The organism is Mucilaginibacter phyllosphaerae (assembly GCF_004378255.1).
In the GTDB taxonomy this organism is placed as follows: Bacteria; Bacteroidota; Bacteroidia; order Sphingobacteriales; family Sphingobacteriaceae; genus Mucilaginibacter; species Mucilaginibacter phyllosphaerae.
On sequence record NZ_SNQG01000004.1, the window covers coordinates 99896 to 126838 of the forward strand.

The following is a 26943-nucleotide window of genomic DNA, read 5'->3' on the forward strand; positions in this document are numbered from 1 at the left end:
AATTAACTTACGGGATTATGATTGGAGTGATATAATATTTTATTTAACGGATTGAGATTAATTATCCGGAATAAACAGACAACACCTGATCGCGCAGGTTATAATTAGATGCCATTACTTCGCCGTATGCGCCGGCCGTGCGGATAGCTATCAGATCCCCGCGATGAGATTGCGGTAGTTCTACATCCTTACGGAAGCAATCGGTACTTTCACATATCGGGCCTACCACATCGTATTTAATTTCGGATTTATCTTGATCCCTGATCCCTGATCCTTTTGTTAAATTTTCTATCGAATGATAAGCCTGGTAAAGCATAGGCCGCATCAGTTCTGTCATACCGGCATCCAGTATCAGGAAGTTTTTCTTCTGTCCGTTTTTTACATATAGCACCCTTGCTATTAGTGATGCCGACTGCGCTACCATAGCCCGGCCCAGTTCAAAGTGAACCTCCTGGCCTGGTTTTACGCGCAAAAATTTACTAAACACCTCAAAATAGCTTTCAAAGTTGGCTATACCATTAGTATCGGGGTTGTAATAATCTACACCCAGGCCGCCGCCGGTGTTTAAGATCTTTATCGCAAAGCCATGATCTTCGAACCAATCCTGCATTTCGTTGATACGGATACAAAGGCTGCGGTAAACTTCCATATCCGTAATTTGCGAACCTATGTGAAAATGGATCCCTAAAAATTTAAGGTTAGCACATTTACGCAGCGTTTCGGCTACGTCATTCAGCTGCCAGGTATTGATACCAAATTTGTTTTCATCCAGCCCCGTGGTAATAAAATGGTGCGTATGCGCATCCACATTAGGGTTAATGCGGATGGCAATGCCTGCTGTTTTACCTTTAGCGGCAGCCAGGTCATTAATAATTTCCAGTTCCTGTACCGATTCTACATTGAAGCAAAATATATTAGCATCCAATGCCAGGTTAATCTCTTTATCAGATTTACCTACGCCTGCAAAAACTACTTTGCATTTATCAAAACCGTGTGCTATGGCAGCCTTTACTTCGTTACCACTTACGCAATCGGCGCCAAACCCGTATGATTGTATGGTTTTTACAACTTGGGGATTAAAATTAGCCTTCATGGCGTAATGCACATGGAAACCATATTTTGATGATGCATCCCTGCAGGCATCAAGCGTATTGCGCAAAACATCCATATCGTAATAATAGAATGGTGTTTCTGTTTCATTAAAGCGTTGTATCGTATTGTTGTTGAACATGTAGCCCCCTCTAAATCTCCCCCGACAGGGAAGACTTTTAATTGTAATTGAATATTTTTTAAAGCCCTCTCCTTCGGAGAGGGTTTGGGTAAGGCATCTTAAAACAGCCTGCTATGCAAGCTCCTCAGCACCTCTACCTTTTCTTCTGTTTTTACCAGTACAGACATGTTATGGTCGCTGCCACCGTATGATATCATTCTTACCGGTACGTGTTTAATGGCTTCCAGCACACGGGCTGCATAGCCGTGCTTTTCGGCGCCGAAATCGCCAACCACGCAAATAATAGTGTGGTTAACATCAATCTCTACCGAACCAAATTTACCCAGCTCGGCAGTAATTTCGCCCAGGTAGGTAGTGTCATCAATGGTTAAAGATACCGCCACTTCTGATGTAGTGATCATATCTATAGATGTGCGGTAACGCTCAAACACCTCAAATACACGCCGTAAAAAGCCATGCGCCAGCAGCATACGGCTGCTCTGGATCTTAATGGCCGTAATGCCATCTTTTGCAGCTATCGATTTTATTTTATCCTTTTCGCTGGTATTGGTTATCAGCGTACCGGCAGCCTGCGGGTCCATGGTGTTCAGCAAGCGCACCGGGATCTTATATTTTTGCGCCGGGAACACACTTTGCGGGTGCAAAATTTTTGCACCAAAGTAAGCCAGCTCGGCCGCTTCATCAAACGATAGTTGCGCAATGGGTTTGGTATTGTTTACGATGCGCGGGTCGTTATTGTGCATGCCGTCAATATCTGTCCATATCTGTACTTCTTCGCTGCGGATGCCTGCACCAATTAATGATGCTGTGTAATCGCTGCCGCCGCGGCGCAGGTTATCAATTTCGCCAAAGGCATTACGGCAAATAAAGCCCTGGGTAATAAACAGGTTTACATCGGGGTGTTTATCTAATAGCGGGTTAAGATGTGTGGTAATGTGATCAACAACCGGCTCATTATCCTCATCGGTTTTCATAAACGCTAACGCAGGTAATAAAACTGATGGCACACCAATCTCTTTAAGATAGATATGATATAACGCAGTAGAAAGTAGTTCGCCCTGTGCTAAAATAATTTTATCTTCTATTGGGGTAAACAGGTCGTTGGCAAAACTGCTTAATAATTTAAAATGATAATCAATAACTCCCTTGCCTTGTTCAAATGTTTCGGGCTTTTTTAGAAGGTCTTTAATAACAATTTCGTATTTGTCTTTTAACGCAGCAACTAAATTTGCAGCTTTTGCCTTATCGTTTACAAGGTAGGCCTGGCCTATTTCTACTAAATTATTTGTGGTGCCAGACATGGCCGATAATACCACGATCTGCCTCTCCTGAGGGTTGATTATATCCAGCAGCTTCTGCATGCGGCCGGCACTTCCGACTGATGTTCCGCCAAATTTTAAAACTTTCATTATTTGTTTCCGTTTACCATAAAACATTAATATTCTTGTATGAATATTGAGGCGCTAAAAATAGGATTTTAAACCACTTATATCTAAAATGAGCAAAATAAAATTTGGAACAGATGGCTGGAGAGCGATCATTGCCGACGACTTTACTGTAGAGAACGTAAAACGTGTTGCTTATGCAACCGCATTGTGGCTAAAACAAAACTTTGAGAACCCATCTGCCGTGGTAGGTTGCGACCCGCGTTTTGCAGGGCCAATGTTTGCAGATGTTACCACAGCTGTGCTTGCATCGCAGGGTATTAAGGTATTTCGTGCCGAAAATACCTTTGTATCAACCCCTATGATATCATTGGGTACGGTGCGTAAAGAAGCATCGGCAGGTATAATCATTACCGCCAGCCATAACCCGCCGGCATATAACGGGTATAAAATAAAAGCTTTTTATGGTGGCCCGGCCACGCCCGATGATATTGAAAAGGTAGAGTCTCAGATACCGGATACATTAACTGTGGAGTTAAAATCTGTAACCGATTATGTTACCGAAGGCCTGGTAGAATATATCAACCTGGAGGATATGTATGTAGAGCATGCCGAAAACAGCTTCGATATACCGGCCATTCGCGACAGCGGCTTACAATGGGCTTATGATGCCATGTACGGTGCAGGGCAGAACGTAATGCGCCGCCTGTTTCCGGATATTACGTTTTTGCACAGCGATTACAACCCAAGCTTTGACGGCCAGGCACCCGAGCCTATTCAGCGCAACCTGCAGGAGTTTGAACAATTGATCAAGTTGTCTGAAGGAGAAATTGCATCTGGTTTGGTTACTGATGGCGATGCAGACCGGATTGGCTTGTATGACGGCGACGGCACGTTTGTAGATTCGCACCATATATTGCTGCTGCTTATCCACTATATGCACAAGGTTAAAGGCGAAACCGGCGAAGTGTATTCTACCTTCTCGTGTACCAGCAAGATCCAGAAACTTTGTGATGCTTACGGATTAAATAATACGGTTACCAAAATTGGGTTTAAATACATTTGCGACCTGATCGTGAACAGCGGCAAAACCTTTATGGTGGGCGGCGAAGAATCTGGCGGTATTGCAGTTAACGGCCATATACCAGAGCGCGATGGCGTTTGGATAGGTTTGATGATTTGGGAGTTTATGGCCAAAAGCGGCCGCAGCTTAAAAGATCTGGTTCAGGAAATTTATGATGTGGTTGGTAAATTTGCTGTAGAGCGTTACGACCTGCATGTTACCGAAGAAAAGAAACAAGCCATCATCAGCAATTGTAAAAGCGGTATCAGCAGCTTTGGTAATTTAAAGGTTGCCCGTACGGAAGACCTGGATGGGTTTAAATTCTTTTTTGAGGATGAAACCTGGGTAATGATCCGCCCATCTGGCACCGAGCCTGTTCTGCGTGTATATGCCGAGGCGCCAACCACTGCCGAGTCTTTTAAAATATTAGATACCGTTAAGGCAGAATTATTGAAGTAAAACCTGTTTTTATATATTTATTATCTTTAAAGGCTTGCTTAGGCAGGCCTTTTTTACAGCCATAAAAAACGCCCGGCCATACAGCCGGGCGTTTTAGTTAAAGGCATTATAAAATCGCTTATTTTACTTTAGGCGCCCAGGTATTATTACCTGGGTCGGCATCTACAAAAATGCCGTTATCTAACGTAACAGATTTAAGGCTTTTACCTCTTTCTGCTTTAAACGTTATAAAAGCTTCTTTTTGGTTTTTCTCCCAAACGGCTGGTGTTTGGTGTATTGTTTTGGTGCTGCCATCTGCATAGGTAATAACCACATCAAACGGAATGGCAAAACCACCAATGTTGCTTACTGTTAAAGTGTAACCATCTTTACCGGTTACGCCGGTTTTTACTGCAATATCGTTATAGTAATTGGTGAAGAACCAGTTATTAAAAAACCAGGTTAAATTACGGCCGGATACGTTAGTCATCGAGTTAAAGTAATCCCACGGGATGGGGTGCTTACCATGCCACCTATCCATATAACCATGCAGTGCTTTTTTAAACAGATCATCGCCCAGCATATCTTTTAAGGCCAGGTAGCTTAAGGATGGCTTGCCATAAGCATTGTTGCCGTAACCGGTTGTTAATTCGCTGGTTTGGGTAATAACAGGCAGATCCTGGTTAGATGAACGGTTGCCGATCCATCCGTTAATACGAAACTGTTTGTAGAAGGCGTCGGCTTTTTCTTTACCTTTTTCGGCAATGCCTATCAGGTATTCTAAAGTAGTGGCCCAGCCCTCGTCCATAAAGGCGTAGCGGGTTTCGTTAATGCCCATATAAAAAGGGAACCAGGTGTGTGCTATCTCGTGGTCCTGCACCAGTTGGGCAAAGCTTGGGTCGCCCATTTGGCTGTCATTTACCATCATTGGGTATTCCATATCTGCAAAGCCTTGGAATGCAGTCATTTTAGGAAACGGGTAAGGTACACCCGGCCAGTTATGGCTAAACCATCCCAGGGCATTACGGCCATACTGTACAGATTGTTTAAAGTCGGTACCGGCTGCAGAATATGCAGCCTGCATGCTTGCCCTCCTCCCGGTTTTGTTATCCACAATTACACTGCCTGCATCCCAAATATAATGGTTGCTTAAACCAACAGCTACATCGCTAATGTCGGTAGCGGTCCATGTCCAGGTATTCATAGCGTTTTGGGCGGTAACCTTGTTGCCGGTAACCTCGTCAATAGTAGCCACATGAATGGTGCTGTCGCTGGTCATTGATTTTTGCAGGCGGGCAGCATATTCTTTTTGTAGCACCTTTGTTGGGTTTTGTAAAGTGCCCGTAGCCCAAACTATAAAGTTTTTAGGTACGGTAACGTTAAGGGTATAATCGTTAAAATCGTTGTAAAACTCCTGCGCATCGGTAAAGGCAACGCGGTCCCAGCCGTTGTAATCATCATAAACAGATACACGGGGATAAAAGTAAGCCAGGTAATAACTGGTGCTGTCTATCTGCCCTTCGCGGCCGCTTTGTTTTGATGCATCAAAATGCCAGGCAATATTTATCTGTACAGAATCATGCGGCATCAAAGGTTTTGTGAGGCTTACCGCTTGATTGGTTGATGCAGCCTGTGCATTGTTCCAGGGTTTTTTTTGGCCCGATATTATAAATGTATCTATTTGCACGCCGGATGTTAAATAATCAGGGCTGGCGTCACTCATCCTTGCTGATCCGGGGCGATGGATGTTCAGGATGAGTTTCATATTCAGCCTTTTCAGCGTATCCGGGCTGTTATTAAAATAAGTAATGGTTTCCGTGCCTTTTACGGTACTAAGGGGAGGCGCTGCCGTGATAGAAATATTGTAGCGTGCATGGTTTTGCCAGTATTTGGCGCCCGGTTTTCCATCGGCGCTACGGGTACCTTTGGCAAAAGCCCTTTGAATATCGCGCGGCATATAAAGGCTTTGCGCCTGCAATTGTAACAGCGCAAAGCTGCAGGCCGCCGTTATCAGTAGTTTTTTAAGCATAATAAGTAATTGATTTTGGTGTGAAAACGAAACAAATGTAGAATATATATCAATATAGCTTATGGTAATTAGGTAAACGAATTGTTACAATCATCACTTGTTTCACTGGATTTAATTTTTTTTCTTTGTATTAGTTATTTTAGTAGGGGTATTAAATAACTATTAGGGAGCCGGGCTTTATGCCCGGCTTTTTTATTTCTGGTCGGGCGTAATGTATTCCCTGGCTATTAGTGTAAAAAGCTGATCATTATCTGCCGATTCATCAAAGTTTTCTACCAGCAACTGCTTCACCTCAGTGTACTTCAGCATTTTAGCAATCATAATCAGCATCCGGTACGAAGTAATATTAATATGCTCTAACACCTGAATGTACAGCATGAGGTCCAGATCATTAAGCAGGGGCACATTTTGGTCGTCATCCAGGCAAAACTCATCTTTAATAATCGATTTGATGGGGTTGCAGATCTCGGCCGATGGTGTTTCGCCTATCAACTTATAAACATCTTCCATGCGTTCTATCTGTTTTTTTACATCTCCGCCAAATTCGCCTATAGCCAGTTGGAGTGCCTTAAAAGAGGCCAGCTTTAGCAGTTCATCCGTACGTTGTTGTAAAAAACGTTTGCCGTTGTAGATGCGGGTTAAGTGGTGTAAAAATATCTGCTTTAAAAAAGCATCATTTGGTGGGTTTGGGGTATGGGTAGCCATATTACTTAACTAATTGTGAGTGTGCGTTTAATCGTTTTCTTTAGCCAGGTAACAGCTAAAGAGATTTCTTTGCTAAAGGTAAATTAATTTTTGCTGTGTGGTTTATTAATTTTTGGTGCTTATTATTGTAGTATGAGATATAAATTAGGTGATTTTGTGCGGTTTGTTGATGAAAAGCTGGAAGGTTATGTAACCAATATTATTGACGAGCAAATGATAGGCGTTACTGTTCAGGGTGATTTCGAGATCCCCGTGCTGGCCAGCAAAGTTACTTATGTGCATGGGCACGGTGCCGAAAGCCACGATGAAGAATACGTTGCCGAAATTAAACAGCCCGCAGGCGAGTTTAAAGCTAAAGGGGTGCATGTTGCCGTAGTTGCCGATGCCAAGGCCAATGGCTTGGTACACCTATATATTGTTAACGAAACATCATACCAGTTACTGGCATCACTTACTATCGAACAGCAAAAGCAGTTTAAAGGGGAATTTGCCGGCATGATCGAGCCGCATGGCGTTGCCAAAATTTATTCAGCTAAACTGGCCGACCTGCAGTTGTGGCCGAGGTTTATATTCCAGGTATTGTTTCATACCAAACAAAATCAGCCATCGGTTAATCCGTTAAACTTAAGCGAGCAGTTTAAGGCGAAAGATTTTTCGGGTGCCAAAAAGATAGTTCCGTATATTAAACAGCAGGGCTGGATGATTCAACTGGATGAACCTGAACTGATAATCGACCCCGAAAAATTAAAGGAAAGCTTTTTTAAACCTGCCGAAGAAAAGCAGCAAACTGTTGCCAAACCCGTAAGTGAACTGGATCTGCATATCGAAAAGCTGCGTGATGATTATCAATTTTTAAGCAGCAGCGAGATCCTCAACATCCAAACAGATCACTTCAAAAAAGCCCTTGATGCGGCCATTGTACATCAGATGCCCGATATTACCTTTATACATGGCACGGGCAACGGCATCCTGAAACATGAACTGCATAAACTGTTAAGTAAGCACCCCAAAGTACAAACCTTTATGGATGCCCGTAAAGAAAAATTTGGCTATGGGGCAACTAAGGTGATTTTAAAGTAAAACTTTATGTTATATCCTTTTCGTAGATGTATATTTTAAAATATTAATCGTAATATTGCGATTAATATGGGATTGACTAAAACAGCAATTTTTACCGATGAGCAAAACAGGCTGGCTATGCAGTTAAAGGCCATAGCACACCCGGCGCGTATTGCCATATTACAGCATATCATTAAAGCAAACGCCTGTATTTGCGGCGATTTGGTTGGCGAGTTAGGCTTGGCGCAGGCTACAATATCACAGCATTTAAAAGAGTTAAAAAATGCGGGCCTTATACAAGGTACAATAGAAGGGGTAAGTGTTTGTTATTGCATTGAACCGATGGCCTGGAAGTATTTACAGCACCAGATAAACAGCATGTTTGCATCTTATAAAGGTGGCAATAGCTGCTGCTGAAATTTTTTAACCAAATCAATCGTAATATTGCGATAATTAAAAATTATGAAAAATATATTAGTACTATGCACCGGCAATAGTTGCCGCAGCCAGATTGCAGAAGGGTACCTGCGCCATTTTGCAGCTGATAAGGCAACAATTTACAGTGCCGGGATAGAAACACATGGCGTTAACCCCCAAGCGGTAGCGGTAATGGCCGATGACGGGATAGATATATCGGCACATACCTCAAACCATGTGGATGAATATTTAGCCGTTCCGTTTAACTATGTGATAACCGTATGCGATAATGCTAACGAGGCTTGCCCATATTTTCCGGGTGATGTAAGGCGCCTTCACTATAATTTCCCAGATCCTGCTAAAGCAACAGGTACGCCTGATGAGGTAATGGCTGAGTTTAAACGCGTACGTGATATGATCAAAATTTACGCACAGAATTTCATCGCCGAAAACGTTAAAAAACATGACAGTAAATAACTGTGCGCCTGCGGCCGGTCGTAAAAAGTTGGGCTTTTTGGATCGTTATTTAACCTTGTGGATCTTTTTGGCTATGGCTGTTGGGGTAGCTATGGGCTATTTTATTCCCTCGTCATCGGGCTTTATCAATTCATTTTCCACCGGTACTACCAATATACCTTTAGCTGTTGGGTTGATACTAATGATGTATCCACCCCTTGCAAAGGTGAAGTACGAGAATATGGGCGAGGTATTTAAGGATACCAAAGTACTTGGCGCATCATTGTTTTTAAATTGGATAATTGGCCCGGTATTGATGTTTATACTGGCAGTAATATTTCTTAAAGATCATCCTGCGTATATGACCGGGCTTATTCTGATTGGATTGGCCCGTTGTATTGCCATGGTAGTGGTTTGGAATGAACTTGCCGAAGGCAACCGAGAGTATGCAGCCGGGTTGATCGCTTTAAACAGCATCTTCCAGGTGTTGCTTTATAGTGTGTATGCTTATGTATTTATTACTTTGCTACCTCCCTTATTTGGATTACAGGGACTTGCCGTAAACATAACTATTGCAGAAATTGCCAAAAGCGTAGGCATCTATTTAGGCCTCCCTTTTGCACTTGGCATCATCAGCCGTTACAGCCTTATTAGCTTAAAAGGTAAAGATTGGTTTGATACCCGTTTTGTACCTTTTGTATCGCCCATAACTTTAATAGCCCTGCTGTTTACCATTGTGGTAATGTTTAGCTTAAAGGGGCGGCTTATTGTACAGATCCCTTTAGATGTGGTGCGCATAGCCTTACCGCTCATTATTTATTTTGCTGTTATGTTTTTCATTAGTTTTTTTGCCGGTAAATATTTTGGAGCAGATTATTCGCGCAGCACATCTATTGCATTTACAGCTACCGGCAACAACTTTGAATTGGCTATAGCGGTTGCCATCGGCGTGTTCGGTATCCATTCCGGCGAGGCCTTTGCGGGTGTTATTGGCCCGCTGGTAGAAGTACCCGCCCTTATTGCGCTGGTTAATGTGGCTTTTTGGCTACGTAAAAGGTACTATTAACTAACATGAACCTGGCCTGACAAACAAAACCTGCCTCGCTGCTATTTTAGTTTTATAAAAATTACAGCAAATGAGTAAAGTATGGTTTATAACAGGCTGCTCCACCGGTTTCGGGCGCGAGCTGGCCAAAGAGGTGCTGGCAGCCGGTAACAAAGCTGCAGTAGCATCGCGCAATACCGAAAATGTTAAGGATATCATAGCCGATTATCCGGATACTGCCATAGCAGTAAAGCTGGATGTTACCAAAAGTGATGAAATTACTGCCGCTGTTGAGCAGATCAATCAGCAGTTTGGGCGGATAGATGTATTGGTGAATAACGCGGGTATAGGTTACTTTGGCGCTATTGAAGAAAGCGAAGATAATGCCGTGCGCAATATGTTCGAGATTAACTTTTGGGGACTGGCAAACGTTACCAAAGCAGTATTGCCAACCCTGCGTAAGCAAAGAAGCGGGCACGTGGTGAATGTGGCCTCTATAGGCGGTTTGGTGGGTTTCCCGGGTGTGGGTTTTTACAATGCCACTAAATTTGCCGTAGACGGTTATTCAGAAGCTTTGGCCAAAGAAACCGCGCCATTGGGCATTAAAGTAACCGTAGTTGCACCAAGTGGTTTCCGTACCGATTGGGCAGGCCGGTCGGCAAACGACAGCCCTGTTGTGATAGACGATTACAAGGATACCGCAGGTGCAAACAAAGATACCATACGCGGTTATAGCGGCAAGCAACCCGGCGACCCGGTACGTGCCGCCAAGGCAATTGTTAAAGCTATTGATGATGCCAACCCGCCACTGCATTTATTGTTAGGCGCAGCCGCTTTGAAGGGTGCCCGCAATAAATTGGATGTACTGAAAAAAGATTTTGATGCCTGGCAGGAAACAACTACAGGTGCCGATTTTCCGCAGGAATAACAGGCAGTTAGTAACAACCAACAGCGGCGGCAATTTGCCGCCGCTGTTGGTTTTAAAATTCAAATATTACCCCAATGGTAGGCAATACATTGCCGTTCTCGTTATTCAGTAGTTTTGATTTAAACCGGCTTGGGTCGCCGGGTGCATCCTGTACAGCCCCCGATGCGTCACGATCTGGCACCAGGTAAGCTTGCAGCTGGTATTTATTATAGGTAAGGTTTTGGATATCCAGGTAAACGTTAAGCGTGAATTTACGGAACGGATACTTTTTATCAACCCTTACATCTACCTGGTAAAAATCTTTTAGGCGTTGCGTGTTCAATTGCTGCCAGTTGGGTATGCCTTGCGGAAAGATAGCATAATTGGTTTTTAACGTTGATGAACTGATATCATATGGCGTGTATGGGCCGCCGCCGGTATATCTTAATTTTGCGCCAACCTCCCAATTGCGCTTAAATACCTTGCCGCCGGTTATGCTCAAAATATAACGGTTGTTCCACGATGATTGTACATACTCGCCACGCTTGTCCTGAAACTCGCTGCGAAAAAGCGTTAGCGCAAATATGCCGTAAAAGCCTTTGTTTAACCTTTGCTGTGCAAAAAATTCAACCCCGTAGCTGCGGCCTTTGGTAAAGCCGGTAACCTGTTGGTTACCTACTACGCCAAAATCGGCGCCCAGGTTAGCCAGCGGGATGCTATCGCCCAGCACTTTAACTATTGGGTAGTTTTTGTATAGTTTGTAAAATCCCTCTACCGTGAATTTAGTGTTTTTTAAGGTATTGTATTCAAAGCCTAAAACCACCTGTTTGTTAGCAATATAATCAACATTGCGGTTAGCCAGTGCGCCGTTGCCATCGCGGTAGCCCAAAACGGTGTAGGCAGGCAACTGATAATATATACCCGTGTTAAAGTTTAAGCTGAATTTATCTGTAAAGTTGTAGGATGCCGAAATACGCGGAGAGAGCGTGCGGCTCAGGTTGTTCATTTTTGATGAATAATTATTAGCGTCGGCCCTTAGCCCGGCAGAAAGGCTCAACCTGTCTGCTAAGTAAGCGCGGCTAACCTGCCCAAATATGCTATACTTTATAAAGTTTATTTTAGATGTATAGATGTTACTGCCAAACGGGAGCAGGTTAAATGTATTGGTATTGTATTCGGCAGTTTCGGCGCCTGCCCCAAAGTTGATACGGTAACCGTTGGTACTGCTCACGTTTTCAAACCTCAGCTTGTTTTCTATCTCCTGCGACGTATAGTCGAGCGTTTTGGTGCCTGCCTCGTTATTATCCTGGTACTTTTTTGCTTTATTGTTCAAAAAATCGCGACTAAGCACAACCAGCGAATAACCGTTATTCCGGAAGTTTTTATAGGTAGCCCCAACGGTATAATTATCCTGCGAATTTACCGGGATATTAGCCAGCGTGTACTGGTTGGCTTCCGTATTTTCGGCATTCAAATTCAACTTGAACCTATCTACAGCGCCAAGGCCCAGTATGGTAAGCTCATTCTTTTGGTTGAATTTAGTTTTTACCTTAAATTGGAAATCCTGGTAGGATGGAAGGAATGGCAGGCCAAGCAGTTTAAATAGTCCCTGCAGATACGAATATCTGTACGAAGAAATAAAGGTAGTTTTTTTGCCCAGCGGCCCTGCAAGTGAGGCGGCCAGGTCGCTTGAACCTAAAGTGACAGTAGCATTGTGCCTGTCGGCAGGGCCGTCTTTTTGTTTAAATTCAAAAACAGAACTTAAGGCATTACCGCGGTTAGCCGGGAAAGCGCCGGAGTAAAAATCAACTTCATTTATAAAATCTACATTAATCAGGCCAACCGGCCCGCCGGATGAGCCCTGTGTGGCAAAGTGATTGATATTAGGGATTTCTACACCATCAATATAAAAACGGTTTTCGTTTGGTGCGCCGCCGCGGATAATGATATCGTTTCGGAAACTTACCGGTGATGATACGCCCGGCAGGGATTGGATCACTTTGCTGATGTCGCGGTTGCCGCCGGGGTTACGTTTAATTTCTGTAGAACCGATGGTACGCAGTGATACCGGGCTTTCCAGCGTTTTGTTAAAGCGTGCGGCTGATATTTTTACCTCGTTCAGGTTAACGGCATCCTCTTCCAGGCTGATATCGGTAACGGCAGTTTTGGCATTGGTTACCTGTATATCAAAAAGTGTTTTAGGCCGATAACCCACAAGCGAAGCTTGCAGCGTATAATAACCCGGTGTAAGATCTGTGATGCGGTAATTCCCTAAGGAATCTGTAGTAACTGCCGTTTGCGTGCCTGCAATGATTATATTAACACCTTGCAGGCGGTTATTGGTTAGTGCGGTGGTAACCGTACCCCGTATAATGCCTGTTTGCGCAAATAATAAAACAGGTATTTGCATTAGTAATACAATAAGTAGGCGTTTATTCATAGATGGTGTAAAGATGGCATTTTGCTATCTTAATTACTAATAGGTGATTATTATGTCGATATGATCAGAAAATTATAATTAGGTATAAATCTATCTTTGGCATGGAATATGTTATTTAATAGTTAATTATTATAAACCATTAAATAATAAATACCATGAAAAAGATAAGTGTAATAATGGCCACGGCCTTTGCAGCATTAGCTTTAAACGCTACGGCGAAGAGCCACAAAGTAACTTTATCAGATAAGGCTTTATTGGATGCCGGTAATTTAACTACCAGCTTAGATACCGTACCAAAAACAAAAAGGACAACCCCAACACGATCAACATCACCAACACGTACTACCACACCAACCACGCCGATGAGCCCAACCAGCCCAACGTCGCCAAACCCAACTAATCCGTCTTATCCAACAACACCAACCAGCCCAACGGCGCCAACCAGCCCAACTAACCCTACCGTACCAACAAGCCCAACGGCACCAACCATGCCAACCAGCCCAACAACACCAACCAGCCCAACAAGCCCAACGGTGCCTACACAAAGCCCAACCGTGCCTACGCAAAGCCCTGCAATGCCAACAACACCGCAAACAACGCCGCGTAGCACATCACCAACAACTACCCCTGGTTCTACAGCGCCTGCCTCTACTGGTGGAACGCCACGTACAACAGGTAAATAATACAGTACAATAAGTAAAATGCGAGGGGCCGGTACATGCTAAACATTGTACCGGCTTTTTTATGTTTGATCCCTACCCTGTAAAGTATTTAGCTTTATGATAAACCATTGTAAAAGCAGCCTGTTAAATGATGTATCAAAACAATCCACTATGGCAGATATTGCTAAACGTTTTTCGCAAAACCCCTTATTATCCCCTAAAGATCTGCAGCCAAGCGCAAAAGGCCTGCATATTGCCTGCCTTTTAAACCCCGGCGTATTTAGGTTTAATGGTAAAGTTTGGTTGCTGGTGCGCGTTGCCGAACGGCCCGAGCAAAGCGAAGTGCATGTATCCTTCCCGATATTGACCGCTACGGGCGAAACCACTATTATGGAAATAGCGCTTGATGACTCGGACCTGATAGCTACCGACGCCCGCGTGGTGCGTTATAAGGGTGTAGATTACCTTACCACGCTATCGCACCTGCGTTTGCTTTGCAGCGATGACGGTGTAGCTTTTTACGAACCCGAGGGTTACAAAAAACTGTTTGGCAACGGGCCCTTGCAAACCTTTGGGATAGAAGATTGCCGCGTTACCTTTTTAGAAGATAAGTATTATTTAACTTTTACGGCTGTAAGCGATAGTGGGGTAGGTGTGGGTATGCGCACCACAACAAACTGGAAGGATTTTAAAAATTATGGCATGATATTGCCGCCGCATAATAAGGATGTAGCCATATTTGAAGAGAAAATAAAAGGCAAATATTACGCCCTGCATCGGCCAAGCAGCGTAGATATTGGCGGTAACTATATCTGGATAGCCGAATCGCCGGATGGTGAACATTGGGGTAACCATAAATGCATTATTAAAACCCGCGGGGGCATGTGGGATAGCGGACGCGTTGGCGCAGGCGCTGCACCTATTAAAACCGAAAAGGGCTGGCTGGAAATTTATCATGGCGCCACCAAAGAGCACCGCTATTGCCTGGGAGCAGTTTTGTTAGATCTGCAGGATCCATCAAAAGTTATTGCCCGTACTAAAGACCCGATTATGGAACCTACCGAGGCTTACGAAACAACGGGCTTTTTTGGCCATGTAGTATTTACGAATGGCCATGTGGTAGATGGGGATATCATCACTATTTACTATGGTGCAGCCGATGAATTTGTATGCGGGGCAAAGTTTTCTATCCGGGAGATCTATGCAGCAATGGGTGTTTAATTAAGCCTTTTTGGCCCAATAGGCGATTGGATAGCTTTATACAGGCAAAACTAAAACGTTTACGTACTTTGCTTTAAAAATCTATCAAAAATCTTTAATACATTGCCCTATGAAGAATTTTTTAGATGAAGACTTTTTGCTGCATTCTGATGCCGCCCTTCAACTGTATCATGATTATGCCAAACAACTGCCCATTATAGATTACCATTGCCATTTACCCCCCGAACAGATTGCCGGCAATATTAATTTTGCTAACATTACCCAGGCCTGGTTATACGGCGATCATTATAAATGGCGCGCCATGCGCGCGAACGGTGTAGATGAAAGTTACATTACCGGCGGCAAGGCAGATAAAGACAAGTTTGAGCAATGGGCGGCTACCGTACCTTATACCTTGCGCAACCCGCTTTACCATTGGACACACCTGGAACTGCAGCGCTATTTTGGCATCACATCACGCCTGATGCCCGGCACAGCAGATTTTATTTATGATGACTGCAGCGCTAAACTGCAAAGCCCTGAATATAATGTGCAGGGCCTTATCCATAAAATGAATGTAGAGGTTATTTGCACCACCGACGACCCTACCGATAGCCTTACCCATCACGAACAACTGCGTAAAGACGGCAGCGCGGTAAAAATGTATCCGGCCTTCAGGCCGGATAAGGCCATGTATATTGAGGATGTTGTAGCGTTAAACGCCTACATTACCAGGCTGGAAGAAGTATCAAATACCAGTATTGTAAACTTAAACGATTATCTGCATGCCTTAAAAAGTCGCCATCATTACTTTGCGGCAAACGGCTGCACAGTGAGCGACCATGGTTTAGAACATATTTACGCAGAAGAATACACTGATGAAGAGATACGTGAGATATTTGAAAAGGTACGTACCGAAAAACCGGTAAGCAACCTGGAGAAGGTGAAATTCAAATCGGCCATGCTGTACACCTTCGCCCTTTGGGACCATGAGAAAGGGTGGGTGCAGCAATTTCATTTAGGTGCGCTGCGCAACAACAACAGCCGTTTGCTTACCAAACTTGGGCCGGATACAGGCTTTGATTCTATCGGCGATTTTAGCCAGGCCAGGCCGCTATCTAAATTCCTTAATCGTTTGGATAAAGAAGACAGGCTTGCCAAAACCATTATTTACAACCTAAACCCGGCCGATAACGAAATGATGGCCGCTATGATAGGTAATTTTAACGATGGCTCGGTAGCCGGTAAGGTACAGTTTGGTTCGGCCTGGTGGTTTTTAGATCAAAAGGACGGGATGACGAAGCAACTTAACGCCTTATCTAATATGGGTTTACTAAGCCGTTTTATAGGGATGCTTACAGATTCGCGCAGTTTTCTGTCTTTCCCTCGTCATGAATACTTCAGGCGTATTTTATGCAACCTGTTTGCCGAGGATATTGTGAACGGCGAATTGCCAAATGATATTCAATGGACGGGCAAGGTGATACAGGATATTTGCTATTATAACGCCAAAAATTATTTTGATTTTAAGCACTAAGTCCGCATGTTACGCTTATCCCTAAAGGATGTTTAAACTTTATAAACCGATTACCCTGTAATGACCGCTAAAACTGACAGCCCGGCCGATATAAATACATCGCCTTTTACTTACGAACGCCTTTACTCGTTAGATGCGCTGCGTGGTTTTGATATGTTTTGGATATTGGGCGGGGAAGAGATTTTTCATGCGCTGGCTAAGGTAACAGGCTCTCCGTTTTGGGGCAGAATTTCTAACCAGTTAACCCATCCCGATTGGAACGGCTTTCATCTGTATGATCTTATCTTCCCGCTGTTCCTGTTCCTGGCAGGGGTGGCAACTCCGTATTCTACAGGGCGCGAACTGGAAAAAGGCGCAAGCAAGGGGCAACTGGTTTTACGGGTAATTAAGCGCGCAGTTATTTTAATATTGCTTGGCATACTGGTAAACAACACTATAAAGGAATTAAAACCCATTCATGAGATCCGTTTTGCTTCAGTATTGGGGCGGATAGGTATTGCTTATATGTTTGCAAATTTTATTTACCTGTATGCTAACCGCAAATGGCAAATAGCCTGGTTTTGGCTGTTTATTGTGGGGTATTGGCTGCTGTTAAAATTTACATCGGCCCCCGGTTATTTGCCGGGCGACCTTACCATGCCGGGCAATTTTGCATCCTATGCAGACCGGCTGATATTACCCGGTAAACTATACTTAGGTATTCATGACCCCGAAGGGCTGTTCTCAACCATTCCGGCTATCAGCACCGGCTTATTAGGGGTGCTGGCAGGTACGCTGCTTAAAACCGGTCATCAGCATCAAGGGCGTAAAGCATTGATACTGGCGGTTGCAGGGGCGCTGTTTTTAATAATTGCACAGGTTTGGAACCTTGATTTCCCGATCAACAAAAACCTGTGGACAAGTTCGTTTGTGATGCAGGTAGGTGGTTTAAGTTTACTGCTGCTGGCATTTTTTTATTATGTGATAGATGTTTTAGGCTATCAATCGTGGGCATTCTTTTTCAAAGTGATCGGCATGAATTCTATCCTCATCTACATCTCCAGCAAATTCATCAACTGGAACTATGCCACCGCCGGTTTTTTTGGCTGGCTTGGCGATTGGGTTGGCAAACCATACAATATTGTGGTAATGGCTGTTTGTTTTGTGGTAGTTAAGTGGATGTTTTTGTACTTTTTATATCGTAAAAAAGCATTTTTAAAGGTATGATCAAGTTCTGATGAGTCTGTTTATTTAGCTTGTTTTTCCCCTGCGCCGTTAGGCTGTTTCATCATCATTACAAGTACAATCGCAATAACACCCCAAAGCAGCATTTGCCAGGTGCTCATGTCCCAGCCTCCCATTTTCCAGGATAGCAGGCCAAAAAAGGTGCCTGCCGAACCGCCTATGAAATAAGTGGTCATATAAATGGTGTTTAATCTGCTGTGCGCTTGCTCATCCAGGCTGTAAATACGCGCAAAGTTGGTTATTTGGGTAGCCTGAACGCCAATATCTAAAAAAAAGATGCTGATAATAAGCACCACGATAGAATAAGGGAACACTTTAAGCAGTATTACGCTGCCGATGATCATCCCTACCGAAACGAGTAAGGAACGGTGTGTATTACCCTTATCTGCCAGTTTACCAAACCAGGGGGCTACCAATGCGCCGCCAATGGCTATAAAGCCAAACAAGCCTATAGTACTTGCCGAAAAATTGAGCGGGGCGTTGCTCAGGTGAAAGGTAAGGGTTGTCCAAAAGGAACAAAATATCCCAAAGGTGAAAAATCCAAGCAAGGCAGCCTGCCTTAAAATTTTAAATTCGCCCACTAATGATAGTGCCGATTTAAGCAAACCAACATAATTCCCCTTGAATTTTGGCGGTACATTGGGTAAGTAAAGTTTTAATAATATGGCTACTACAAACACCATCCCGGCAGATATGCCGTAAACAAAGCGCCAGCCCAGCCAGCCTGCAATTAACCCGCTGATAACCCTTGCACCTAAAATGCCTACCAATATCCCGCTAAAAACCTTGCCTACGGTTTTGCCCCGGTTTACGTTATCTAAAGTGGCCGCCATCGGCATCAGTATCTGGGCAGATGTGGCAAACAAACCTACTAACAGGCTTAATGCATAAACCTGGTACAGCTGGGTGGCAAAACTAAACCCGGCTAAAGCTATCATCAATAAGGTGCTTAACAATAATATAAGCCTTTTACGGTTTACCTTATCGCCAAGCGGTATTAAAAAAAACATCCCCAAGCCATAACCCAGTTGTGCAAACATAGATACCTTGCCAATCTCTGCGCCGGTTGCGTGTACAGATTGGCCGATATCTTTAAGTATGGGTTGGTTGTAATAAATGTTGGCTACTGTAACACCTGCGGCAACAGCCATTAAGGGGATTATTGCAGGGTGTAGTTTGGTATTGGTAGTGTTGGCCGTCATGCCTGCAAACGTAAGCAAATGGGTTTTGCTATCAAATGCCAATGGGGTTTATATACGCTGTAACTTATATTTGTGAAAGTGTATTGACAAAGAGGCGTAAATCCGCCGAATATTTTCATATTTGAAAAAAGCTGAATATGATCAGGATCTGTGTTATAGAAGATGAAGAAAAAGTATCATCATTTATAAAGAAAGGCCTCAACGAACATGGTTACGAAGTGGATATTGCTGATACCGGCGAAACCGCACTGGAGATGGTACAGGCCAGCGAATATAACCTGGTTATTTTGGATGTAATGCTGCCCGATATGAGCGGTATTGAAATTTGCAGGCAGGTGCGTAAGCATCAGCCGCAATTACCGGTGTTGATGTTAAGCGCCCTGGGCACTATTGATGATAAAGTGAACGGCCTGCATTCCGGTGCCGACGATTACCTGGTAAAGCCATTCCATTTTAATGAATTGCTGGCGCGTATAGAAGCCCTGCTGCGCCGTAAAAAACTGGCAGACGGAGATACGCATATCTTAAGTTTTGGCGGATTGAAACTAAACACCTGGGATAAAACCGCCGAGCGCGAGGGTAAACAAATAAACCTTACCGCAAAAGAATACAGCCTGCTGGAATTGCTGATGAATAACCCCGGTAAACTACTATCCCGCGAGTATATTATGGAGCGGGTTTGGGGCATTAACTTTGATACCGGCACCAATATGGTTGATGTATATGTGAATTACCTGCGCAACAAAATTCAAAAAGGTTTTGATAAAAAGCTGATCCATACGGTAATTGGAATGGGATATATATTAAAGGACTGATTAATTTACATCATATTAAAGGCGTTTTGTTTTTTTTATCGCCAGTTCAATAAACAAGCAATTGAAAATAAAAACCCGGTTATCTCTTTATTTTACGCTCATCAGTTCGGGCTCGTTACTGCTGGTGCTTATTGCGCTTTACATAGCCGTATATTCATTTTTTACCACCGATTTTTATAACCGCCTTACCGACCGTACCAACCTGGCCTCGCAGCTTTACCTGAAAGCGGATGAACTGGCCGCCGACTCGCTTTTAGAGATACAGCAGCAGTACCTCGAAAAACTTTCGGGCGAGGTGATCAGGATCTACGATCAAAACAATACCTCGGCATTTAAAATGGACCACAATATTTACTGGACAAAAAACATCATTAACCAGGTTAGAAAGGAAGGGTACTTAGAGTATGAGGAGGGCAAACGCAAAGTAGTAGGCAAATATTACCATGATAACCAGGGCGATTTTGTGATCCTGGCGTCTGCAATAGATATCAACTCGCAGCGGCGTATGATCATCCTGGGGCAAATTGCCAGTGTGCTGTTTATAGTTTTTGGGGTGATACTGTTTTTTGCCGGGCGCATGTTTGCGCAAAAGGCACTCTCGCCGGTGGATAAAATTATTGCGCAGATCCGTAATATCCGGTCAAGCAACTTGTATATGCGGGTAACACAGGTAAAAAGCAAGGATGAGATAGCCGAACTGATCAACAACTTTAACAGCCTGCTGGCCCACTTGCAAAACGCTTTTGAATTGCAGCAAACTTTTGTGGCCAATGCATCGCACGAGCTGCGCACACCGCTTACCAGCATTATGGGCGAGGTAGAGGTGGCGCTGGAAAAAGACCGCGATAAGGCCGAATACGAGCGCATTCTGGCATCTATAGCAACAGATGGTGCCCGCCTGCAGGAAACCATTACCAGCCTGATGGAACTGGCGCAGGTTGACCTGAACTATACACAGGCCAAATTAAGCCCGGTTAGGGTTGATGAACTGATATGGGAATTGGAAGAGCAATGGTCTGCCCGGAAAGGGGCGGGGAGGTTAAAGATCCAGTTGGCTGCCCTGCCGGATGATGAAGAAGTATTAACCATCCCGGCAAATAAATCTATGCTATACATCGCCCTGAATAATATCATCGATAACGCCTTTAAATACTCAGAACCGCACCCGGTTACAATGAGCTTTGAGGCAACCGCTTCCCGTATCCTGATATCTGTAAGCGATGAAGGCCCGGGTATCAGCAAAGAGAATGCAGAAAAGATCTTTAATCCGTTTTACAGGGCTAATAAAGATAAGAGCATATCTGGCAGCGGTATAGGGCTTTATATCACCAGTAAGATCATAGAGCTTTTTAAAGGGACCATCCGTGTGGTATCTGATGCGGGCAAGGGCAGCACTTTTGTAGTTGAATTTATCAGAAATAACACCCCGGCTTAAATTCTAATGGTATTTTAATTCACTTTTAATGTGGCTCTAATATAGGTGCAATAGTTTTGGTACTATCAAACAATAGCACTCATGTTACGCAGATACTATAAAATTTTAGGCCTTTTTGCCATAGTTAATTTTGGGGCGCAAAATGCCTCCGCCCAAACCGATACGCTAAGATTTACCTTTAAGGATGCCGAAAAAACATTCCTGGATAACAACCTTAGCCTGCTTGCACAAAAGTATAATGTAGATGCCGCACAGGCATTGGTGAAGCAAGCCAAACTTTGGGATAACCCAACCCTAAGTACAGACCAGAACATTACCGACGCCAACAAAAAGTTTTTTGACCACAGCAATGGTAACGGGCAAATACTGGTACAGTTAAGCCAGGTTTTTAAAACAGCCGGTAAACGCGGCAAACAGGTACAGGTAGCACAGGATGGTGTGCAGATACAACAGGCACAGTTTAACGATTTGTTGCGCAACCTGCATTATAACCTGCTTTTGGATTTTGCACAGGTAGCCAACCTGATAGACCAGCGCAGGGTTTACCAGCTGGAAATTACATCGGCAAGCAATATGGTAAATGCTACCGATAAATCTTACCAGGCAGGTAATAACTCTTTAAAGGACCTGATTCGCCTTAAAGCGTTACTTTTTGGCCTGCAAAACGACCTGGTAGAGATTGACCGCCAGATAAACGACCTGCAAAGCGAACTGAAAACTTTGCTGGTTACCGACCCGAATAAATTTATAACCCCTATAGTAACTTTTAACAATACCGATACCACGCTTAACGCAGCTACACTTACCGAACAGGCTAAAGCAAACCGCGGCGATTACCTGGCTAACCAGTACCTGTTAAATCAAAACAACCACAATCTTGCGCTGCAAAAGGCTATGGCCGTGCCCGATCTTACCATCGGTAGTACTTACGACCAGAACAGCAGTTATGCACGCAACTTTGTGGGTTTAGAAATTAGCCTGCCACTGCCAATCTTTAACCGCAATCAGGGCAATATCAAAAACGCTAAACTGGCCGCCCAAAGCCAGGAGTACCTCTTGAAAAATAACGAAGTACAACTGAATAATGATGTGTACTCTGCCGTGCAGCAATACAGGTTAAGCCAGCAATTGCTGGGCAGCCGCGAAAACGACTTTTACAGTAAGTACGATCAGTTGTTTAAGGGCATGTCAAAAGCGTATCAGTTAAAGCAGATAAACCTGCAGGAGTATGTAGACTTTTTCGACTCGTACCGCGAAACCAAATTAAAAATATTACAACAGCAGCTAAACCTGCAAAAAGCCGTTGCCGATTTAAACTTTGCAGTAGGCACCACAGTAGTAACCCCGTTATAAGCATCTAACATTAGCACAAACAATAAATGAAAAAGCAAATCATATACTTAGGCCTTGTATTAATTGGCCTTAGCGCTTGCCAGGAGAAAAAAACCGGCACTATGGAAACCAAACAGGTTTGCATAAGCGATTCGTTACAAAAAATGGTAAAGATAGATACCGCCAAAAGCACACCCATGAAAGATGAACTATCACTATCGGGCGAGGTATCATTCGATGAAAATAAAGTGGTAAAAGTTTTTCCGTTCACCAGCGGGCAAGTAATGGAAGTAAAGGTTTCCCTGGGCGATAAGGTGGTAAAAGGCCAAACGCTTGCCATCATCCGCAGCGCCGATGTGGCCGGTACCTATACAGATCTGAGCGCAACCAAATCTGATCTGGCCATTAACAAACGACAGTTAGAGCAAGCCGAATACCTGTACAAAAACGGTATCTCCAGCGAACGCGATTACACCGAAGCCAAAGAGAACTATAATAAAGCTGTAGCTGCGAATAGCAAAGTCCGCGACCAGATTGCTATTAATGGCGGTGGTAATACCAGCGCCAGCGGCTCGCTTATTATTAAGGCGCCGGGCAGCGGTTATATTGTAGAGAAGAATATCTCGGCAGGTAACTTTATCCGCCCGGATAACAGCAACAGCCTGTTCACCATATCTGATATGAAGGATGTGTGGATCTGGGCAAACGTTTTCGAATCTGATATTGCCAAGGTGCAAAAAGGCTACGATGCCAAAATAACCACCCTTGCCTACCCGGATAAAGTTTTTGAAGGTAAAATAGATGAGGTAAGCTCCGTGCTTGACCCGGATAACAAAGTGATGAAAGTGCGTATCGCCTTAAACAATAAAGATCTGCTTTTAAAACCCGAAATGTTTACCAATGTGCTGGTATCCAATAAGGATATGCAATCGGCGGTGGCTATACCGGCATCATCGGTGATTTTTGATAACAGTAAATATTTTGTGGTGGTTTATAACAGCAAATGCGATATGCAGGTGCGCCCTGTAACCATGATAAAGTCTGTTGATGACGTTACCTACATTTCATCGGGTTTAAAAGCCGGCGAAAAGGTGATCTCTAAAAACCAGTTGTTGCTTTATAATGCTTTGATACAGGATTAGTCCCCGCAGCATTATATCAGTTTTTTAAGCACTATCATCTTATACCAAAACAATGAACAAGCTAATTAAAAATATCATATACTTCTCGCTCAGGCACCGGGCGATGGTATTCTTTCTGACAGCGGTGCTGGCTGTATTGGGCGTCTGGAGCTACTTGAATACCCCCATAGAGACGTTTCCGGACGTTACCAATACACAAATTATCATTATAGCACAATGGCCCGGCCGCAGCGCCGAGGAGGTAGAAAAAATGGTGACCATACCTATGGAAACCGTGCTTAACTCGGTACAGAAAAAGGCCAATCTGCGTACTACTTCATCTTTCGGTTTATCCTACATCCGCATTATTTTTGATGATGATGTAGATGATGCCTTTGCCCGCCAGCAGGTATTAAGCAGGCTGGGCAATGCCGACCTGCCCGACGGGATCAAACCCGAGGTAGAACCCCCTTACGGCCCAACCGGCGAGATCTATCGCTACACGCTAAAAAGCAAAACAAAATCACTGCATGAACTTACCGCTATACAGGATTGGGTGCTGGACAGGCAGTTTAAGGCAGTGCCCGGCGTAGCCGACGTAAACAGCTTTGGCGGTGAAGAAAAAACCTACGAAGTAAGCGTTAACCCATCGCTGCTACAAAAATACGGGCTTACATCGCTGGATGTGTACAACGCCATAAACCGTAGCAATATTAACGTGGGCGGTGATGTGATAGAAAAGAACGATCAGGCCTTTGTGGTGCGTGGTATCGGTTTGATCAATAACACCAGCGAGATAGAGAACATCATTATCAAAAACGTAAATAATGTACCTATACTGGCTAAAAATGTTGCTAATATTAAAGAAAGCGGCCTGCCGCGCCTGGGCCAGGTAGGGCGCGATAAAAATAGCGATGTTATTGAAGGTATTGTGGTAATGCGCAAAGGCGAAAACCCGGCAGAGGTGTTAACCCGCATCCGTGCTAAAGTAGAAGACCTTAATAACAATGTATTGCCTAAGGATGTAAAGCTGGATACGTTTTATGACCGTACCACGCTGATGGATTTTTGTACCGAAACGGTAATCCATAACCTGCTGGAAGGTATAGTGCTGGTAACGGTTATCGTATTCTTGTTTATGGCCGACTGGCGCACCACTTTAACCGTGGCCATCATTATCCCGCTGGCGCTGCTATTTGCATTTATGTGTATGCGCATCAAGGGGATGACAGCCAACTTGCTATCGATGGGGGCGGTTGACTTTGGGATCATCATAGATGGTGCCGTGGTGATGGTAGAAGGGATCTTTGTAGCGCTGGATCATCGTGCCAAAGAACTGGGCATGGAGAAATTTAACAAAATAGCCAAACTGGGCCTGTTTAAAAATGTAGGTGCCGAAATGGGTAAGGCCATTTTCTTCTCCAAACTCATCATCATCACCTGCTTGATCCCTATTTTCGCTTTCCAGAAGGTAGAGGGTAAAATGTTCTCGCCATTGGCATATACCTTAGGTTTTGCCTTGCTTGGTGCCTTAATATTTACGTTAACACTGGTGCCTGCTTTATCAAGCATCCTGCTGCGTAAAAATGTAAAAGAAAAGCATAACCCTATCGTACTGTTTTTTGAGAACGGCATCCGCCGGATGTTTAACTATACTTACCGCAATCAAAAACTCAGCCTTATTGTATCCGTTGCCTTTATGGTATTAACCTTTGCATCGGCTAAGTTTTTGGGTACAGAATTTTTGCCGCAGCTAAACGAGGGCGCCCTTTGGGTAACCGCACAGCTGCCTATGAGCACCTCGCTGGAAAACTCGGTTAACGTAACCAATAAAATGCGCCAGGTGCTGTCTACCTTCCCCGAGGTAAAACAAACGCTGTCGCAGGTTGGCCGTACCAATGACGGTACCGACCCTAAGGGTTTCTTTAACGTACAGATCCAGGTAGACCTTTTACCTAAAAAGGAATGGAAACGTAAAATAACCCAGGAAGAGCTGATTGCCGAAATGGATAAAAAATTAAGCCAGTTTCCGGGTATCATATTCAATTATTCGCAGCCTATTATTGATAACGTTGCCGAAGCGGTGGCCGGTGTGCCTGCTTCCATGGCTGTTAAAATATTCGGGCCCGATTTTAAAACGCTTGATACCAAGGCCGACCAGGTGATGGCCGTCCTTAAAAACATCAGGGGGGTAGAAGACCTGGGCGTGCTGCGCAACCTGGGCCAGCCGGAATTCCGGATAGAGCTTGACCAGCGTAAGATGGCTGTTTACGGCGTATCTACTGCCGATGCAAACTCGGTTATTGAAATGGCCATTGGCGGTAAAGCCGCCACCCAGTTGTATGAGGGCGAACGCAAATTTGATGTGCGGATCCGGTACCAGAAACAGTACCGCGATACGCAGGAAAAGATAGAGAACCTGATGGTACCTACCATGAACGGGTCAAAGATATCTATTAAAGAGATCTCCAGCATTACATCGCAAACCGGGCCGGCTTTTATATACCGCGATAACAACATGCGCTATATAGCGGTTAAATTTAGTGTACGTGGCCGCGATTTAGGCGGTACCATTGCCGAAGCACAGGAAAAAGTTGGCAAATCTGTTAAACTTGACCAAGGGTACTCATTTACCTGGAACGGTGAATTTGAGAACCAGATCCGTGCATCAAATACACTGGCACGTGTGGTACCTATCTGTTTGCTGGTGATATTTTTGATACTGTACGTTACCTTCGGCAATGCAAAAGATGCCGTATTGGTAATTATGAATGTGCCGTTTGCATTAATAGGCGGCATACTGGCCCTGCACATCACACATACCAACTTCAGTATATCTGCAGGTATTGGTTTCATCGCCCTGTTTGGCGTATGTATCCAAAATGGTGTGATACTGATATCCGTGTTCCGCAAGAACCTGGAAGAGCACATGCCGCTGAACACCGCCCTGTTAGAGGGTGTGGTATCACGTGTGCGCCCGGTGGTGATGACTGCCCTGATGGCCGCTATAGGCCTGATGCCCGCTGCCTTATCTACAGGTATTGGCAGCGAAACCCAAAAACCCTTAGCCATTGTGGTGATAGGGGGCCTGGTTACCTCAACTATTCTTACCCTATTGATATTACCTATTATTTATGCCATTGTTTATCGTTTGATACATAGGCGAGAGAACAGGAAACTATTAAAAAGGATAGGTGTAGTTAGTGCTTAGTTTATTGTTTGAAACATTGTAACCCTAAA

The 26943-nt window shown here is 44.1% G+C and carries 21 protein-coding genes; 15 read left to right on the top strand and 6 right to left on the bottom strand.

The window, feature by feature from the left end; translation table 11 throughout:
- Window positions 1-61 precede the first annotated feature (61 nt).
- Both lysA and E2R65_RS11565 read right to left on the bottom strand, forming a co-directional pair.
- Window positions 62-1231: a diaminopimelate decarboxylase gene (gene lysA, locus E2R65_RS11560; protein WP_134336640.1), complete on the bottom strand. Its 1170-nt coding sequence runs from the start codon at window positions 1229-1231 to the stop codon at window positions 62-64.
- Between the two features lie 98 nt (window positions 1232-1329).
- Window positions 1330-2640, bottom strand: a complete 1311-nt coding sequence (locus tag E2R65_RS11565; RefSeq protein ID WP_134336641.1) for an aspartate kinase — start codon at window positions 2638-2640, stop codon at window positions 1330-1332.
- Window positions 2641-2728: 88 nt separating this feature from the next.
- On the opposite strand from E2R65_RS11565, the gene E2R65_RS11570 reads away from it, so the two are divergent.
- Entirely contained in the window at window positions 2729-4138 is a 1410-nt protein-coding gene (locus tag E2R65_RS11570) for a phosphohexomutase domain-containing protein (protein WP_134336642.1), read from the top strand.
- Window positions 4139-4256: 118 nt separating this feature from the next.
- Here the strand turns inward: E2R65_RS11570 and E2R65_RS11575 are convergent, their stop codons facing one another.
- Entirely contained in the window at window positions 4257-6146 is a 1890-nt protein-coding gene (locus tag E2R65_RS11575) for a M1 family metallopeptidase (protein WP_134336643.1), read from the bottom strand.
- A 192-nt stretch (window positions 6147-6338) separates the two neighbouring features.
- Entirely contained in the window at window positions 6339-6851 is a 513-nt protein-coding gene (locus tag E2R65_RS11580; protein ID WP_134336644.1) for a DUF892 family protein, read from the bottom strand.
- Window positions 6852-6983: 132 nt separating this feature from the next.
- Here E2R65_RS11580 and E2R65_RS11585 point away from each other — a divergent pair, with 132 nt between their 5' ends.
- The 5 genes from E2R65_RS11585 (at window position 6984) to E2R65_RS11605 (ending at window position 10756) form a co-directional block, all read left to right on the top strand.
- Window positions 6984-7931 (top strand): Smr/MutS family protein, encoded by a 948-nt coding sequence (locus E2R65_RS11585; protein ID WP_134336645.1) that lies wholly within the window; start codon window positions 6984-6986, stop codon window positions 7929-7931.
- A 66-nt stretch (window positions 7932-7997) separates the two neighbouring features.
- Entirely contained in the window at window positions 7998-8327 is a 330-nt protein-coding gene (locus tag E2R65_RS11590; RefSeq protein ID WP_134336646.1) for an ArsR/SmtB family transcription factor, read from the top strand.
- 45 nt (window positions 8328-8372) lie between these two features.
- Window positions 8373-8804, top strand: a complete 432-nt coding sequence (locus E2R65_RS11595) for an arsenate reductase ArsC (protein ID WP_134336647.1) — start codon at window positions 8373-8375, stop codon at window positions 8802-8804.
- Entirely contained in the window at window positions 8791-9849 is a 1059-nt protein-coding gene (gene arsB, locus E2R65_RS11600; protein WP_134336648.1) for an ACR3 family arsenite efflux transporter, read from the top strand. Before E2R65_RS11595 ends, arsB begins: the two co-directional genes overlap by 14 nt.
- Before the next feature lie 70 nt (window positions 9850-9919).
- Window positions 9920-10756, top strand: a complete 837-nt coding sequence (locus E2R65_RS11605; RefSeq protein ID WP_134336649.1) for an oxidoreductase — start codon at window positions 9920-9922, stop codon at window positions 10754-10756.
- A 52-nt stretch (window positions 10757-10808) separates the two neighbouring features.
- Here the strand turns inward: E2R65_RS11605 and E2R65_RS11610 are convergent, their stop codons facing one another.
- Window positions 10809-13175, bottom strand: a complete 2367-nt coding sequence (locus tag E2R65_RS11610; protein ID WP_134336650.1) for a TonB-dependent receptor — start codon at window positions 13173-13175, stop codon at window positions 10809-10811.
- Between the two features lie 155 nt (window positions 13176-13330).
- Here E2R65_RS11610 and E2R65_RS11615 point away from each other — a divergent pair, with 155 nt between their 5' ends.
- From E2R65_RS11615 to E2R65_RS11630, 4 genes are all read left to right on the top strand, one after another.
- Entirely contained in the window at window positions 13331-13858 is a 528-nt protein-coding gene (locus tag E2R65_RS11615; protein ID WP_134336651.1) for a hypothetical protein, read from the top strand.
- A 96-nt stretch (window positions 13859-13954) separates the two neighbouring features.
- A complete protein-coding gene (locus tag E2R65_RS11620; RefSeq protein WP_308472291.1) occupies window positions 13955-15058 on the top strand; it encodes a glycoside hydrolase family 130 protein in 1104 nt (367 codons plus the stop codon).
- Between the two features lie 109 nt (window positions 15059-15167).
- Window positions 15168-16574, top strand: a complete 1407-nt coding sequence (gene uxaC / locus E2R65_RS11625) for a glucuronate isomerase (RefSeq protein WP_134336652.1) — start codon at window positions 15168-15170, stop codon at window positions 16572-16574.
- A gap of 60 nt (window positions 16575-16634) precedes the next feature.
- Window positions 16635-17780: an acyltransferase family protein gene (locus E2R65_RS11630; RefSeq protein WP_134336653.1), complete on the top strand. Its 1146-nt coding sequence runs from the start codon at window positions 16635-16637 to the stop codon at window positions 17778-17780.
- A 20-nt stretch (window positions 17781-17800) separates the two neighbouring features.
- Here E2R65_RS11630 and E2R65_RS11635 read toward each other — a convergent pair whose 3' ends face one another.
- Window positions 17801-19042: an MFS transporter gene (locus E2R65_RS11635; protein WP_204986305.1), complete on the bottom strand. Its 1242-nt coding sequence runs from the start codon at window positions 19040-19042 to the stop codon at window positions 17801-17803.
- Between the two features lie 95 nt (window positions 19043-19137).
- On the opposite strand from E2R65_RS11635, the gene E2R65_RS11640 reads away from it, so the two are divergent.
- The 5 genes from E2R65_RS11640 to E2R65_RS11660 all read left to right on the top strand — a co-directional run bounded on the left by E2R65_RS11640 (window position 19138) and on the right by E2R65_RS11660 (window position 26914).
- The gene (locus E2R65_RS11640) at window positions 19138-19815 is read left to right on the top strand and encodes a response regulator transcription factor (RefSeq protein WP_134336654.1); all 678 of its coding nucleotides are present in this window, start codon (window positions 19138-19140) and stop codon (window positions 19813-19815) included.
- Window positions 19816-19876: 61 nt separating this feature from the next.
- Window positions 19877-21250 (top strand): sensor histidine kinase, encoded by a 1374-nt coding sequence (locus E2R65_RS11645; protein ID WP_134336655.1) that lies wholly within the window; start codon window positions 19877-19879, stop codon window positions 21248-21250.
- Window positions 21251-21331: 81 nt separating this feature from the next.
- Window positions 21332-22603 carry a TolC family protein gene (locus E2R65_RS11650; protein WP_134336656.1) on the top strand — a complete coding sequence of 424 codons (1272 nt, stop codon included), beginning with the start codon at window positions 21332-21334 and terminating at the stop codon, window positions 22601-22603.
- A 26-nt stretch (window positions 22604-22629) separates the two neighbouring features.
- Window positions 22630-23724, top strand: coding sequence for an efflux RND transporter periplasmic adaptor subunit (locus E2R65_RS11655; protein WP_134336657.1), 1095 nt, complete (start codon window positions 22630-22632; stop codon window positions 23722-23724).
- A gap of 52 nt (window positions 23725-23776) precedes the next feature.
- Window positions 23777-26914: an efflux RND transporter permease subunit gene (locus E2R65_RS11660; RefSeq protein ID WP_134336658.1), complete on the top strand. Its 3138-nt coding sequence runs from the start codon at window positions 23777-23779 to the stop codon at window positions 26912-26914.
- Window positions 26915-26943: the final 29 nt, after the last annotated feature.

What these genes read in the sequence shown, in the direction of transcription:
- lysA (WP_134336640.1), bottom strand. Translation starts at nt 1,231, where the DNA reads ATGTTCAACAACAATACGATACAACGCTTTAATGAAACAGAAACACCA.
- E2R65_RS11565 (WP_134336641.1), bottom strand. Translation starts at nt 2,640, where the DNA reads ATGAAAGTTTTAAAATTTGGCGGAACATCAGTCGGAAGTGCCGGCCGC.
- E2R65_RS11570 (WP_134336642.1), top strand. Translation starts at nt 2,729, where the DNA reads ATGAGCAAAATAAAATTTGGAACAGATGGCTGGAGAGCGATCATTGCC.
- E2R65_RS11575 (WP_134336643.1), bottom strand. Translation starts at nt 6,146, where the DNA reads ATGCTTAAAAAACTACTGATAACGGCGGCCTGCAGCTTTGCGCTGTTA.
- E2R65_RS11580 (WP_134336644.1), bottom strand. Translation starts at nt 6,851, where the DNA reads ATGGCTACCCATACCCCAAACCCACCAAATGATGCTTTTTTAAAGCAG.
- E2R65_RS11585 (WP_134336645.1), top strand. Translation starts at nt 6,984, where the DNA reads ATGAGATATAAATTAGGTGATTTTGTGCGGTTTGTTGATGAAAAGCTG.
- E2R65_RS11590 (WP_134336646.1), top strand. Translation starts at nt 7,998, where the DNA reads ATGGGATTGACTAAAACAGCAATTTTTACCGATGAGCAAAACAGGCTG.
- E2R65_RS11595 (WP_134336647.1), top strand. Translation starts at nt 8,373, where the DNA reads ATGAAAAATATATTAGTACTATGCACCGGCAATAGTTGCCGCAGCCAG.
- arsB (WP_134336648.1), top strand. Translation starts at nt 8,791, where the DNA reads ATGACAGTAAATAACTGTGCGCCTGCGGCCGGTCGTAAAAAGTTGGGC.
- E2R65_RS11605 (WP_134336649.1), top strand. Translation starts at nt 9,920, where the DNA reads ATGAGTAAAGTATGGTTTATAACAGGCTGCTCCACCGGTTTCGGGCGC.
- E2R65_RS11610 (WP_134336650.1), bottom strand. Translation starts at nt 13,175, where the DNA reads ATGAATAAACGCCTACTTATTGTATTACTAATGCAAATACCTGTTTTA.
- E2R65_RS11615 (WP_134336651.1), top strand. Translation starts at nt 13,331, where the DNA reads ATGAAAAAGATAAGTGTAATAATGGCCACGGCCTTTGCAGCATTAGCT.
- E2R65_RS11620 (WP_308472291.1), top strand. Translation starts at nt 13,955, where the DNA reads ATGATAAACCATTGTAAAAGCAGCCTGTTAAATGATGTATCAAAACAA.
- uxaC (WP_134336652.1), top strand. Translation starts at nt 15,168, where the DNA reads ATGAAGAATTTTTTAGATGAAGACTTTTTGCTGCATTCTGATGCCGCC.
- E2R65_RS11630 (WP_134336653.1), top strand. Translation starts at nt 16,635, where the DNA reads ATGACCGCTAAAACTGACAGCCCGGCCGATATAAATACATCGCCTTTT.
- E2R65_RS11640 (WP_134336654.1), top strand. Translation starts at nt 19,138, where the DNA reads ATGATCAGGATCTGTGTTATAGAAGATGAAGAAAAAGTATCATCATTT.
- E2R65_RS11650 (WP_134336656.1), top strand. Translation starts at nt 21,332, where the DNA reads ATGTTACGCAGATACTATAAAATTTTAGGCCTTTTTGCCATAGTTAAT.
- E2R65_RS11655 (WP_134336657.1), top strand. Translation starts at nt 22,630, where the DNA reads ATGAAAAAGCAAATCATATACTTAGGCCTTGTATTAATTGGCCTTAGC.
- E2R65_RS11660 (WP_134336658.1), top strand. Translation starts at nt 23,777, where the DNA reads ATGAACAAGCTAATTAAAAATATCATATACTTCTCGCTCAGGCACCGG.